This window comes from Pseudomonas serbiensis (assembly GCF_030580745.1).
GTDB lineage: Bacteria > Pseudomonadota > Gammaproteobacteria > Pseudomonadales > Pseudomonadaceae > Aquipseudomonas > Aquipseudomonas serbiensis.
In genome coordinates, this window is the sequence record NZ_JAUQOO010000002.1 from 144,905 (window position 1) to 157,903 (window position 12,999).

Consider the following 12,999-nt stretch of genomic DNA (forward strand, 5'->3'; position numbering starts at 1 on the left):
GACACCACCTTATCTGAGCAACTTCTCCACCCGAGCCCGATCCTCGGCAAAGCTTGCCTCGGCCTGGACGCGGGATGTCTGGTAGCGGGTGATGTCGGCCTGAATACGCTGTTGCTGCTCCTGCACATCGTTCAACTGGTCGATGAGGGCCTGGGGAATCGGGCGGCCGGCGCGTTCCAGGTCGGCGGCCTGGCTTTGCATGTTGCGTTGCTGGGCGGTAAGGCCCTGGATATTGCCTTGGGCCACGCCAATCAACGCATCCAGCTCGGCCAGTTTGCGGGCCTTGACGCGGTCCACCTCTTCGACGCTGCTGTAGAGGCTCAGCAATTGCGCATCGGCGCTGGCCTGAACCTTGTCGGCTTCGGCCTGCCGGATCTGTTCGGCGGTGGGTGCGGGCGGTACGACCTGCACCACTCGCCCCCGGGCGTTGAGCACTTCGTAGCCTTTGGCGACATACTCCGGCGGCACGCCCTGACGATCCAGTACGGTCACGCCGCGGCTGTCGATGTAGCGATAGAACAGAACGTCAGCCGTATCCGCAGCCAGAGCCGCCACGGGCGCCAGTACGCCCAATGACAGCAAAAGCCCCAGCGCATTCAGCAAACGCATGTCGAATCCCGATCACAGCCAGCGACAGCCATACACTCCCCTTGTCAGATTCCGTATTGCGCCCTGTAGGCTTCAACCGCAGGCAAGTGCTGCTTGAGCTGCGGATCGTCTGCAAGGAATTGTAGAACCTGATTGAGGGATACGATGCTCACGACCGGAATCCCGAAGTCACGCTCGACTTCCTGGATGGCCGAAAGCTCGCCATTGCCGCGTTCCTGACGATTGAGTGCGATCAGAACACCGGCCGCAGTTGCGTCCTGGCCCTTGATGATCTGCATGACCTCGCGAATCGCGGTGCCGGCGGTGATCACGTCGTCGATGATCAGCACGTTACCGGTCAACGGTGCGCCAACCAGGCTGCCGCCTTCGCCGTGTGCCTTGGCCTCTTTGCGGTTGAAACACCAGGGCAGATCCATGCCGTGATGTTCAGCCAAAGCCACGGCTGTCGCGGCCGCCAGAGGAATACCCTTGTAGGCCGGCCCGAACAGGACGTCGAAGGAAATGCCACTGTCGACCACCGCTGCGGCATAGAAACGCCCCAGCTGAGACAGGGCCGAACCGCTGTTGAACAGACCGGCATTGAAGAAATACGGACTGGTGCGCCCGGACTTGAGAGTGAACTCACCGAAGCGCAAAACGCCGCGATCGATGGCAAAACGAATGAAATCGCGTTGATACGCTTGCATGAAAAAAGCCCCGAATACCACGGATTTAGCTAAATAGGTAGAGCTCGGGTATCATACACGCACGTGATTTTTGGGGCCATTTATGCGGATCATCAGTGTGAACGTGAATGGCATTCAGGCTGCAGTCGAGCGTGGTTTGCTCAGTTGGCTGCAAGCTCAGAATGCCGACGTCATCTGTCTACAGGACACCCGCGCCTCCACCTTTGAACTGGATGATCCAGCCTTCCAACTGGATGGCTACTTCCTCTATGCCTGCGAAGCCGAAGTTCCAGCCCAGGGTGGTGTGGCGCTGTATTCGCGGTTGCAACCGAAGGCGGTAATCAGCGGCCTGGGCTTTGAAACAGCCGACCGCTACGGGCGTTACCTGCAAGCAGATTTCGATAAAGTCAGTATTGCAACCCTGCTTTTCCCGTCGGGAATGAACGGGGACGAAGACTTGAATCAGAAATTCAAGCTCATGGACGACTTCGCCAAGTACATGGACAAGCAACGCCGCAAGCGTCGCGAGTACATCTACTGCGGCTCGTTCTATGTGGCGCAGCAGAAGCTCGACATCAAGAACTGGCGTGACAGCCAGCAATCTCCTGGTTTCCTGGCACCGGAACGCGCCTGGATGGACGAGATTGTCGGCACCATGGGTTATGTCGACGCTCTGCGTGAAGTCAACCGTGAAGGCGATCAGTACAGCTGGTGGCCCGACAGTGAGCAGGCCGAGATGCTGAATCTGGGCTGGCGCTTCGACTATCAGATCCTGACACCGGGTCTGCGTCGTTTCGTGCGCAGCGCCCGCTTGCCGCGTCAGCCACGCTTCTCGCAGCATGCGCCGCTGATCGTGGACTACGACTGGACCCTGACGATCTGACCCGGACCATCCGGCCCCATGAGAATCAGGCCTTTGCCGGTCGATAGAGAAAATGCCCGTATCGCAAGGTACGGGCATTTTTCTTGCGCGTTATAACGCTCTGCGCCCAGAACGCCCGCGTGCAGTTTCAATTCCGATCTATAGTAGTGACTTCAGTTTGGCTAAAACCTGTTGTGCAGGAATGGCAGGTCTCGCCGAAAGCATGAACACATGGCTATGTAATTCATCAGGACCAGCCATCCCAGACCGGAATCCAGACATGAATGCACCGAAAGAATCCGTCATCATCACAGGCATCACGGGCCAGGATGGCGCTTATCTGACTCAATTGCTGTTGGAAAAGGGCTACAAGGTTTACGGCACTTATCGCCGTACCAGCTCAGTCACCTTCTGGCGTCTTGAAGAGCTTGGAGTCACTAACCATCCCAACCTGCACCTCGTCGAGCATGACCTTACGGATCTGAGCGCAAGCATTCGCCTCCTGCAAAAAGCCGAACCCACACAAATCTACAACCTTGCGGCCCAGAGTTTTGTGGGTGTTTCCTTCGACCAGCCGCTGACTACAGCCGAAATTACCGGGCTGGGCGCCGTCAACCTGCTGGAAGCCATCCGCATCGTCAACCCGAAGATCCGCTTCTATCAGGCCTCGACCTCGGAGATGTTCGGCAAGGTGCAGCAGGTCCCACAAACCGAAGACACCTCGTTCTACCCTCGCAGCCCTTATGGCGTGGCGAAGCTTTATGCGCACTGGATGACGATCAACTATCGCGAGTCCTACGGCATCTTTGGTTCGAGCGGCATTCTGTTCAACCACGAGTCGCCGCTGCGCGGTAAAGAATTCGTGACCCGCAAGATTACCGATGCCGTGGCGCGGATTTCCCTGGGCATGCAGGACGTGCTGGAACTGGGGAACATGGACGCCAAACGCGACTGGGGCTTCGCCAAGGAATATGTAGAAGGCATGTGGCGCATGTTGCAGGCTGACGAGCCGGACACCTTCGTACTGGCCACCAATCGCACTGAAACCGTTCGTGACTTCGTGTCGATGGCCTTCAAGGCCGTCGATATCCATCTGGACTGGAAAGGCAGTGCCGACAATGAGCACGGCATCGACACCCGCACCGGCAAGACCGTGATCCGGGTCAATCCGAAGTTCTATCGCCCGGCCGAGGTCGAGCTGTTGATCGGCAATCCTGAAAAAGCCAAGCGTGTGCTGGGCTGGCAAGCCAGTACCAACCTGGAACAACTCTGCCAGTTGATGGTGGAAACAGATCTGAAGCGCAACAAGAACGGCACATCGTTCTGATGTGATCCCGCGCCCCCGACTGCACAGGCATTCGGGGGCCAGGCAATCAACGAGCCTCTTTTACCTCGGCACGCCAGTAATCCAGAAGTGCTGCGAGGGTTTCCTTCAGATCGATACCGGGTTGCCAACCGATGGCATTGAGAATGGCGGAGTTATCGCCGACGGCGCTGGGAATATCCGAAGGACGCATCCGCTGCGGGTCTTCACCAACTTCGATATCTTTCGGGCTCATTGCCAGGAGCATGTCGAGCATCGTCTGAATCTTGCGCGGCTGGCCGCTGCAAATATTGAAACAGCGCGGATAGTCGCCGTCCCTGTCGGCCAATTGCAGTAACGCGACGTAGGCATTGCAGACATCGCGCACATCAAGAAAGTCGCGCTCGGCCTGCAGATTTCCCACCTTCAATAACGGCGGCTGTTCGCCAGCCTCGACAAGTGCGATCTGCCGGGCAAAGGATGCCGTGGCAAAGTCGGGCGATTGCTGTGCGCCGATATGATTGAAAGGGCGCACGATAATGCCCGGCTGGCCTTGCCGGAAGTATTCGTTGACTGCCGCTTCGGCGGCCAGCTTGCTGGCGGCGTAAGGGTTGAGTGGCTGACACGGGCTGCTTTCATTCAGGGGAATCGCCTGCTTGAAGCTGCCGCCGTAGACCTCCGAAGAGCTGACGAACAATACAAATGCCTTGGGCGCCTTGTTCTGTAAGGCCTGCAACAGGTTGACGCTGCCCATGACGTTGGTTTCCCAGGTCAGCAAAGGCTCCTTGAAGCTGGTCGGCACATGCGTAATGGCCGCCAGATGCACCACATGGGTAGGATCGGCTTCGGCAATGGCCTGTTCCAGAGCCTCGACATTGCGGATATCGCATTGCAGGAGCTGGTCGGCATGGGAGGGTGCGGGCGAGGTGTTTCCCACCAGGGCAATGACATGATGCCCGGCGTCTTGCAGGGTCTCGCATAAAATCTTCCCAACGAAACCGTTGGCGCCGGTAATCAGGATGCGCTGCATCTTGGGGGCTTCCTCAGTGACTTCTGGCAAGTAATGGAGTGTGAAAGGCAGACTTTGCTGCAAGCAGGCTAGCCCGAGTATCCAGCTTTGTCCTGCAATGGGCTTCGCGGGTCAGTATCAGAGGTTTTTTGGCTATCTAAGTTCAGCACATGCATTTTTCCCATACCGCCGTCCGCTCATTAGACGAAGGGCATTAAGCCTTCTACGCTTGGATTCGATAGCACTGAAATCCACTACTCTGGTGTCGCCCATGTTCAATACCAGCTTGAAAAAGGAATTACAGGCGCAACAAGCCGAGTTATCGATGTACCGACAGATGCAAAGGGGCATGGACGCCCGAATGGTGTCCATCACGGTGGATGCCAACTATCGCATTACTCACGCCAACACCAACTTTCTCAAGATGCTGGGTTATTCCGGCGAGCAATTGGTGGGGCGCAACATGGACCAGCTCATTCCGCCTTACGTCAAACAGCTCGACTGCTACCGCAACCTTGTGGCGGCGGTGCAAAAGGGCGAGTCGGCCTTCGACAATTACCGCTTTATCAGGGCTGACGGCAGCCTGGCGTGGATTCGCGCCATGTGGCAGCCGATTCTGGATGACAGCGGCAAACTCCTGGAGATCAAGTGCTATGGCTCGGACATCACCCAGACTGTCGAAACCGCAGCCGAGAACTCGGCCTTCATCCAGGCATTGCTGCGTTCCACCGCCGTGATCGAGTTCGATCTGGGTGGTCACGTGCTGGTCGCCAATGATCAGTTCATGCGAGGCATGGGTTACAACCTTGGACAGATCAAGGGCAAACACCACAGCATGTTTTGCGACACGCAAGAAAGTACATCAAGCCAGTACAAGGACTTCTGGGCCACGCTGAACCGCGGCGAATTCGTGGCCGGTCGCTTCAAGCGTATCGACAGCGCTGGCCGGGTGGTTTGGCTGGAGGCGACCTATAACCCGGTCCACGATGCCCAGGGCAAGCTCTACAAGGTCGTGAAATTCGCTACGGTGGTGACGGATCAGGTCCTGCGTGAAGAAGAGGTCAGCAAGGCAGCCAGTATCGCCTTTGAAATCTCTCAACAAACCGACGTCAGCGCCCAGCGAGGGGCAACAGTGGTCCAGAACACCGTTCAGACCATGCACCGGATCTCCGATGAACTGCAATCTGCCTCCTCGGGCATTGAGGCGCTGGGCAAGCAATCACTGCTGATCAGCTCCATCGTGCAGACCATCGGCGGTATCGCTCAACAAACCAACCTGCTGGCACTCAACGCCGCCATCGAAGCCGCAAGGGCTGGAGAGCAGGGCCGCGGGTTTGCGGTCGTGGCCGATGAGGTCCGCCAACTGGCAGGCCGAACCAGCGCGGCCACCGAAGAGATTGTCAGCGTCGTGCAGCAGAACCAGACACTGGCTGATGAAGCCGTGCGCGGTATGGCCAACAGCAGAGGGCAGGCAGAGCAGGGCCTGGCGCTGGCCAACGAGGCAGGCTCGGTGATTGTCGAAATCCAGGAGGGCGCCAAGCAGGTAGTCGGAGCAGTTGGGCAGTTTGCCAATCAACTGAAATAAGGTAGTAACAGAGTAACTCGATACAGAAACGGACTTGAGCCACAATGGCGCCCTTTAGTTCATGACGCTGCCCGCATGCCGACGCATCGGGCAGCCTGTCGAAGGAAAGTCCACCGATGACTCTGTTTTCCAGACAATGGCGTAAAGGTCTGGCGCTTGCTGCACCACTGACCCTTCTACTCACGGCCTGTGATGTTTCCGAGAAGCCCGCCAAGACCACACCACCTCATACCTCGTACAACAAGGCCACATGGGAAGCCCTGCCGGCTGTTACTGACAGTGACTTGCAGGCAGGCTTCGGCTCATGGCGCAGCGCATGTACTCGTCTCAAGGCCGATCCGGTCTGGGGCGGCACCTGTAGTGCGGCAGCCAGTCTGGCCGCAAATGCCAGCGCGACAGATATCCGCGGTTTCCTGCAAGCCAATCTGCAGGTCTACAGCCTGCGCAATGATGGCGGCAGCGCCGACGGTTTGATTACCGGCTACTACGAACCCATATACCCCGGCAGCCTGACCCAGACCGCACAGGCTTCGGTCCCGGTCTATGGAGTCCCCGACGATCTGATCGTGGTCAATCTGGACAGCATTTATCCAGAACTCAAGGGCAAGCGCCTGCGCGGTCGGCTTGAAGGGCGAGTGCTCAAGCCTTATGACGACGCAGCAACCATCAACGAGCAAGGGCTGAATGCGCCCGTGATCGCCTGGCTGACCAACCCGATGGATCTGCAATTCCTGCAGATTCAGGGTTCCGGACGGGTGAGCCTGCCAGACGGTACGCAAGCACGCCTGGCATACGCCGATCAGAACGGTCGTCCTTATCGCGCCATTGGCCGCTGGCTGGTGGAGCAGGGCGAGTTGAAAAAAGAAGACGTGACCATGGGCACCATCGCAGCCTGGGCCAAGGCCAATCCGCAGCGCATCCCGGAACTGCTGGCCAGTAACCCCAGTTACGTGTTCTTCACTCGCAATCCGGACAGCAACGAAGGGCCGCGAGGTTCACTGAACGTGCCGCTGACTGCAGGTTACAGCGTGGCCATCGACCGCAAGGTGATCCCGCTGGGCAGCCTGCTCTGGCTGTCGACCACACGTCCTGACGGCAGCAGTCTGGTTCGGCCAGTCGCGGCTCAGGACACCGGTGGTGCAATTGCCGGGGAAGTACGCGCCGACCTGTTCTGGGGCACGGGAGACGAAGCCGGGCATCTGGCCGGGGACATGAAGCAGAAAGGCAACATCTGGCTCTTGTGGCCCAAGGACAAAGCCCTGCCTCAGGATCCTGAGCCAGCGCAGAAGTAAGGCTCTGCGCAGCTCAACCGCCTCGGGCTATCCGAGGCGGTTATCCACCGTGAAATCCAGCTCCTTCGCCTTGGCCACAAGGGTCTTGAAGGACGAATGCTGCACATTGAGCAGATAGTTGGATTCACGCGGCACGATCACGCTGGGCACTGCCAGTGCCAGGCTTTGGCCGGAGTCCAGCCACGCATCGCCGAAGGATGCGGTCGAAGGCGGAGCAGGCTCCTCGCGCCAGTCCGGGGGAAGAATGTCGGGGCGCGCCTTGAGGATGCGATCCTTGGGAATCTGTAGTTCAAGCATGACGTAGTGCTGAACCATGCTGGAGTTATCCAGATGGACCAGCACTTCCAGCAATGCCAGTGACTCACTGCCAGCGCAGTACACGCAAGCCCGGCCCTTGCTGTTCCAGCGTCCACCGTAGAGCTTTGCGCCTTCGCCATCGAAAGCCTGGGCCAGCCATTTGCGTTTTACCAGACGGTAGACATGGATCACGCCACAACCCCGTGCTCAAGGCGGCCGATCAGGTCCAGTACGGCCTGGGCTTCGGCCGAAGTCGTGAGCATTTCCAGGGGCCGACGCTGGCCCAGTCCATAGACCGGCTTGGTCAGCCAGCGGCGGGTGGCTTCAATGTCGTCTTCAAACAAATCCAGCGCAGCCTTGTAAATGGCCGCCAGCCGAAACAGTCGGTCGCTTTCCTCTGCATTGAACTGACGCACTTTAAGGCGCCGTTGCAAGGTTGCAGGGGCGATCCCCAGGTGTTCGGCCAGAGTCGAGCGATTCAGGTCGGTGTAGTTGGCCAACCGCTCGAATACTTCGTAGGGCAACCCGGCACGCAGGGAGGTATACAACTGAGCGCCACGAGCAGGAACGCCCAGCTTTTGCCAGAAATCCTCGTCCTGAACCGGGGCAGGGTAATAGTCGCGAATAGCGAGTGGCATGACAGAATCCTTCCATCTACTGATAGTGACTAGCTATATCACTTGATCATTGATCTGTCATTCACACCACGGACAGACGGTTGAAAAACACCCGAATCAACAGGAAGTTCATGCTCTTTTTATTGGCGCAATATCCAGGAAAAAGCGTCAATAAATCATTATGTCATTGAGGTATATATCAGTTTCGTTGCCCTGCTATATTGAACCTGTGCTGTAGCGTAATCCCATGTGCGGCAAGGCTTGGTGCAATAAAGCATCATTGATTCATCAGGCTTTCACGAGCACAGTTATTGCATGAAAACCGGAAAGGGAACTATTGGGTTCAAGGATGTGTGTCGAGGTATCAAAAGGTTTTTTTATTGGCTCCGATCCGGCTCGTTTTCGTGAAGGCAATCGGACGTGTTGATACTCTGCTGCCGTCAGCCTGAAACTTTTGTAGTGAGAAACAATGAATGTCCATGATTCCGCTGCTGATTTGCGATGACTCCAACATGGCTCGCAAGCAACTGTTGCGAGCCTTGCCTGAGGACTGGGGTGTATCGGTCACGATGGCAACCAATGGACTTGAAGGGCTGGGTGCCGTTCGCAATGGATTGGGTCAGGTTGTATTGCTGGACCTGACGATGCCTGTGATGGATGGCTATCAGGCGTTGGCTGCCATCCGTGCAGAAAACCTTGAAGCCAAGGTCATTGTCGTCTCCGGCGACGTTCAGGATGAAGCCGTTCGGCGCGTCATGGAGCTGGGCGCGCTGGCCTTCCTGAAAAAGCCCGCCGACCCCGACGAACTCAAGCAGACCCTTGTACGACTGGGCCTGATGGGCGAACCGACAAAGGTGCCGACCGTCGTTCCTCCACTCAAGGATGGCGTCATCAGTTTCCAGGATGCCTTCCGGGAAACCATCAACGTCGCCATGGGCCGAGCGGCAGCTTTGCTTGCCAAGGTGCTGGGTGTGTTCGTGCAGTTGCCGGTCCCCAACGTCAACATGCTCGAAGTCGGTGAGCTGCATATGGCGCTGGCCGACGCCCACCGCGATCAACGCCTGACGGCGGTGTGCCAAGGCTATATCGGCGGCGGTATTTCCGGCGAAGCGCTGCTGATTTTCCATGACTCCGAACTCTCCGACATGTCTCAGCTCATGCAGCGCAGCTCGCCCGATTATTCGGACATGGAGATGCTGCTGGACCTGTCCACCGTCCTGATCGGCGCCTGTCTGAGCGGGATTGCCGAGCAGATCGACATCGCCTTTTCTCAGGGCCATCCACAGATTCTCGGAGCTCAGGGCGGGATCGATGACCTGATTCGCGTCAACAGCAAGCGCTGGAAGAAAACCCTCGCGGTGGAAATCAGTTACAGCGTCGAAGGCCATAACATCCATTTCGATCTGTTGATGCTGTTCACCGAAGACTCGGTCGAACTGCTTACGCGCAAACTTGCCTACATGATGAGCTGACCCCATGAGCCATATCGATATCAACGAGCTGCATTGGCTATTGGCCGTTACACAGAACATCGATGTCGGCATCGTGGTTCTGGATCGGGATTTCCGGGTGATGGTCTGGAATACCTTCATGGAGAACCGCTCCGGCGTGACACCGTACGAAGCGACCAGCAAGACCTTCTTCGAGCTGTTCCCCGAGGTCAACCAACAGTGGTTCAGCAAGAAGGTCGAGAATGTCGTGACCCTCGGCACGCCCGCCTTCACGATCTGGGAGCAGCGGCCTTATCTGGTGCGTTTCAAGAACTATCAGCCCATTACCGGGCAGGAAGAGTTCATGTACCAGAACACGACGATGTTTCCGCTGCGTGCGACCAACAACGAAATCAACCAGATCTGTCTGGTGATCTACGACGTGACGGATGTGGCCACCAACCGGCATCAGTTGCAGGCGGCGCTCAAGCAACTCTCCGACAGCAAGCCTGCAAACGGGTAAGCATCACAAGGACAAGGGCCGCCATCAGGCTGCGGCCCGCCTCCTGCTCGTGCTAGGATCGCGATTTTTCTGGTGACGTTCAGGGACATCATGCGACCTCAATCCACACTCACTGTTTTGCCTGTCGAGCACCCTCTGGTCGGGCGCGTCAGCCCGCCGGGCTCCAAATCGATCACCAACCGTGCGTTGCTGCTGGCTGGCCTGGCAAAAGGGACGAGTCGCCTGACCGGCGCCTTGAAGAGTGACGATACGCGCGTCATGTCCGAAGCCCTGCGCCTGATGGGCGTGCAGGTCGACGAGCCGGATGACAGCACCTTCGTGGTCACCAGCTCCGGCCACTGGCAGGCCCCGCAACAAGCGCTGTTCCTGGGCAATGCCGGCACCGCGACCCGTTTTCTGACGGCTGCACTGGCCAACTTCGAAGGTGAATTCATCGTCGATGGCGATGAGTACATGCGCAAGCGCCCGATTGGTCCGCTGGTCGATGCCTTGCAGCGCATGGGCGTGCAGGTCAGCGCACCGACCGGTTGCCCGCCAGTCACGATCAAGGGCCTGGGCGGCCTGTCCGCCGGGCGTATCGAAATCGACGGCAACCTTTCCAGCCAGTACGTCTCGGCCTTGCTGATGGCTGGCGCCTGCGGACAAGGCCCGATTGAAGTGGCCCTGACCGGCAGCGAAATCGGCGCACGCGGCTATGTGGACCTGACCCTGGCGGCGATGAAAGCCTTCGGCGCGGAAGTCGAGGCAATTGGCGATGCGGCCTGGAAAGTCTCGGCCACCGGTTATCAAGCCACGGATTTCCATATCGAGCCTGACGCTTCGGCGGCCACTTACCTGTGGGCGGCCCAAGTGCTGACCGAAGGCAAGATCGACCTGGGTGTCGCCACTGAAGAGTTCACCCAGCCCGATGCACTGGCCAGCCAGATCATCGACAGCTTCCCGAACATGCCGGCCGTGATCGACGGTTCGCAGATGCAGGACGCAATCCCGACGCTGGCGGTGCTGGCAGCGTTCAACAACCATCCTGTGCGCTTCGTGGGCCTGGCGAACCTGCGGGTCAAGGAATGCGACCGTATTTCCGCGCTGTCCCACGGGCTGTGCGCCATCGCACCGGGGCTGGCGGTAGAAGAGGGTGATGACCTGCTGGTGCATGCCAACCCGGCATTGAGCGGCCAGACCGTCGATGCGCTGATCGACACCCACTCCGACCATCGCATCGCCATGTGCTTCGCTCTGGCGGGCCTGAAAATCGCGGGTATCCGTATTCTCGATCCAGACTGTGTAGGCAAGACCTATCCCGGTTACTGGGCAGCGCTTGAGTCGCTGGGCGTGCAGATCGAACGCTAAAGCCCTTCGCGAATGAATTCGCTACACCGTGGGGAATTCATTCGCGAAAACGATACTTCGCTTCAGATCCCGAAGATTGGCTGCAACATCCGGGCAATCAGACCCTGGAAACGGAGCGGCGAGTCCGCAGCCAGTACGCAGATGCAATATTCATCTTTATTGGCCGTGGGCTGATGCTGGGTGTCGCTGTCCAGATCGGCGAGGTCTCCGGATCGGTATTCGCCCAGTTCATCGTGATACGAGCCCTGGAGCACAAGGGTCATTTCATTACTCTCGTGGCCATGCAACGGCATGCTGACGCCGGGGGCGATTCTCAGCAGCATGAGCTTGCCTTGCTCAAGCCCCTGGGCACGAACCCGCTGCACGCCGGGGAGCAGGGTTTTCCAGGGTTGCTCGCTCAAATACCGGCCAAAATGAGCGTGCAGAGAAACAGGCAGTAAATCCGCGCTCCGCTCTGGCGATACAACAGACTCGCGCTGTGGCAGGACAGCGGGCAGTTCATCCAGACGAGCAAGCATGGCTGCACGCCCCTTCAGTGGCTCCGCGACGCCACTGTGCTGCTGAATCAGCAAACCACCGATGCGTTCTGCATGGCGCAACCGTGTCCGGCATTCGGCGCACAGCTCAAGGTGAGCAGCGGTGACCAGAGAAATAGCCTGTGAAAGCGCACCCGAGGCGTAACTGACCAGGGTGGCCTCATCGGGGTGATGGACTGGGCTCATCATGACTCCTCGACTCTGGAGCGCAACTTCTGAAAGGCCAGACGCAGACACGACTTCACTGTCCCCAGAGGCATGCCGAGGCGTTGGGCGATCTCTCGATGGCTGAGCGCTTCAAAGTAGGACATCCGTAGAACCCTGGCCTGATCGGCAGGCAGGTTCTGGATGGCCATGTTCAGTTGTTGTTCCTGACGCTGGCTGTAATCGAGCGATCTGTCGGCGGGTGCCTCCAGAAGTTCGAGTTGCTCCAGCGAGTTCTGCACCACGACCCAGCCGCTGTCCTTGCGCACGCTGTCGATATAGAGGTTGCGCGCAATCCTGAACAGCCAGGTTCCGAGGCTGGCCTTGGCCGGATCAAAGGACTCGGCCTTGTGCCACAGCTTGAGCAGTACTTCCTGCACCAACTCTTCGGCCTGCCCGTCAGGCACCTTCAAGCCCGTCAGATAGCGCAACAGGCGAGGGGCGAAGTGATCGTAGATGCGCATGAAGCTGTCGCGGTCCTGACTACGGGCCACGGCGGTGACTTCATCGATCCAAAGTCGGGTTATGGGCAAGTCGCTGGGCGAGGGTGACACGTGACGGAAGGTCCTGATGCTGGCAATGCTGCTCATGATCCACCTTCTGGTCGCCGTTGTCTGGTATTGGTCGGGCTGCCTGTGTGTTACGCAACCTGGGCCAGAACGGATCACAAGATGAACTGCTGCGAAAAATATTTTTTACCTGGCGGCCATGATAGCTGTC

The 12,999-nt window shown here is 58.2% G+C and carries 13 protein-coding genes and 2 pseudogenes; 8 read left to right on the plus strand and 7 right to left on the minus strand.

What is annotated here, in order from left to right; all coding sequences use genetic code 11:
- Nucleotides 1-9: 9 nt before the first annotated feature.
- Both Q6A51_RS03640 and pyrE read right to left on the minus strand, forming a co-directional pair.
- Complete coding sequence (locus tag Q6A51_RS03640) at nucleotides 10-609, minus strand: DUF4124 domain-containing protein (protein ID WP_304574151.1); 600 nt, start codon at nucleotides 607-609, stop codon at nucleotides 10-12.
- A 44-nt stretch (nucleotides 610-653) separates the two neighbouring features.
- Nucleotides 654-1,295 (minus strand): orotate phosphoribosyltransferase, encoded by a 642-nt coding sequence (gene pyrE, locus Q6A51_RS03645; protein WP_117180673.1) that lies wholly within the window; start codon nucleotides 1,293-1,295, stop codon nucleotides 654-656.
- A gap of 82 nt (nucleotides 1,296-1,377) precedes the next feature.
- Between pyrE and Q6A51_RS03650 the strand changes: the two genes are divergently transcribed.
- Both Q6A51_RS03650 and gmd read left to right on the plus strand, forming a co-directional pair.
- On the plus strand, nucleotides 1,378-2,157 hold the full coding sequence (locus Q6A51_RS03650) for an exodeoxyribonuclease III (RefSeq protein WP_025257912.1): 780 nt from the start codon (nucleotides 1,378-1,380) through the stop codon (nucleotides 2,155-2,157).
- Nucleotides 2,158-2,416: 259 nt separating this feature from the next.
- The gene (gene gmd, locus Q6A51_RS03655; protein WP_304574152.1) at nucleotides 2,417-3,463 is read left to right on the plus strand and encodes a GDP-mannose 4,6-dehydratase; all 1,047 of its coding nucleotides are present in this window, start codon (nucleotides 2,417-2,419) and stop codon (nucleotides 3,461-3,463) included.
- Nucleotides 3,464-3,509: 46 nt separating this feature from the next.
- On the opposite strand, the gene Q6A51_RS03660 is transcribed toward gmd, so the two are convergent.
- Complete coding sequence (locus tag Q6A51_RS03660) at nucleotides 3,510-4,469, minus strand: GDP-mannose 4,6-dehydratase (protein ID WP_304574153.1); 960 nt, start codon at nucleotides 4,467-4,469, stop codon at nucleotides 3,510-3,512.
- A gap of 304 nt (nucleotides 4,470-4,773) precedes the next feature.
- Here Q6A51_RS03660 and Q6A51_RS27400 point away from each other — a divergent pair.
- The 3 genes and pseudogenes from Q6A51_RS27400 to mltA all read left to right on the plus strand — a co-directional run.
- Nucleotides 4,774-5,496, plus strand: a pseudogene (locus Q6A51_RS27400) (PAS domain-containing protein); the annotation flags it as partial.
- 102 nt (nucleotides 5,497-5,598) lie between these two features.
- Nucleotides 5,599-6,033: pseudogene (locus Q6A51_RS27405) on the plus strand (methyl-accepting chemotaxis protein); the annotation flags it as partial.
- 116 nt (nucleotides 6,034-6,149) lie between these two features.
- Nucleotides 6,150-7,325 (plus strand): murein transglycosylase A, encoded by a 1,176-nt coding sequence (mltA, locus tag Q6A51_RS03670; RefSeq protein ID WP_304574154.1) that lies wholly within the window; start codon nucleotides 6,150-6,152, stop codon nucleotides 7,323-7,325.
- A gap of 27 nt (nucleotides 7,326-7,352) precedes the next feature.
- Here mltA and Q6A51_RS03675 read toward each other — a convergent pair whose 3' ends face one another.
- Together Q6A51_RS03675 and parS are read right to left on the minus strand one after the other, a co-directional pair.
- The gene (locus tag Q6A51_RS03675; RefSeq protein ID WP_201019481.1) at nucleotides 7,353-7,814 is read right to left on the minus strand and encodes an RES family NAD+ phosphorylase; all 462 of its coding nucleotides are present in this window, start codon (nucleotides 7,812-7,814) and stop codon (nucleotides 7,353-7,355) included.
- Nucleotides 7,811-8,260 carry a type II RES/Xre toxin-antitoxin system antitoxin gene (gene parS / locus Q6A51_RS03680; protein WP_304574155.1) on the minus strand — a complete coding sequence of 150 codons (450 nt, stop codon included), beginning with the start codon at nucleotides 8,258-8,260 and terminating at the stop codon, nucleotides 7,811-7,813. Before parS ends, Q6A51_RS03675 begins: the two co-directional genes overlap by 4 nt.
- Nucleotides 8,261-8,712: 452 nt before the next feature.
- Here parS and Q6A51_RS03685 point away from each other — a divergent pair, with 452 nt between their 5' ends.
- From Q6A51_RS03685 to Q6A51_RS03695, 3 genes are all read left to right on the plus strand, one after another.
- The gene (locus tag Q6A51_RS03685) at nucleotides 8,713-9,711 is read left to right on the plus strand and encodes a response regulator (protein WP_201019483.1); all 999 of its coding nucleotides are present in this window, start codon (nucleotides 8,713-8,715) and stop codon (nucleotides 9,709-9,711) included.
- Between the two features lie 4 nt (nucleotides 9,712-9,715).
- A complete protein-coding gene (locus Q6A51_RS03690; RefSeq protein WP_122320436.1) occupies nucleotides 9,716-10,192 on the plus strand; it encodes a PAS domain-containing protein in 477 nt (158 codons plus the stop codon).
- A gap of 90 nt (nucleotides 10,193-10,282) precedes the next feature.
- Nucleotides 10,283-11,539 carry a 3-phosphoshikimate 1-carboxyvinyltransferase gene (locus tag Q6A51_RS03695; protein ID WP_304574156.1) on the plus strand — a complete coding sequence of 419 codons (1,257 nt, stop codon included), beginning with the start codon at nucleotides 10,283-10,285 and terminating at the stop codon, nucleotides 11,537-11,539.
- Nucleotides 11,540-11,601: 62 nt separating this feature from the next.
- Here Q6A51_RS03695 and Q6A51_RS03700 read toward each other — a convergent pair whose 3' ends face one another.
- Entirely contained in the window at nucleotides 11,602-12,261 is a 660-nt protein-coding gene (locus Q6A51_RS03700; protein ID WP_201019485.1) for a ChrR family anti-sigma-E factor, read from the minus strand.
- A complete protein-coding gene (locus Q6A51_RS03705; RefSeq protein ID WP_201019530.1) occupies nucleotides 12,261-12,773 on the minus strand; it encodes a sigma-70 family RNA polymerase sigma factor in 513 nt (170 codons plus the stop codon). Before Q6A51_RS03705 ends, Q6A51_RS03700 begins: the two co-directional genes overlap by 1 nt.
- Nucleotides 12,774-12,999 lie beyond the last annotated feature (226 nt).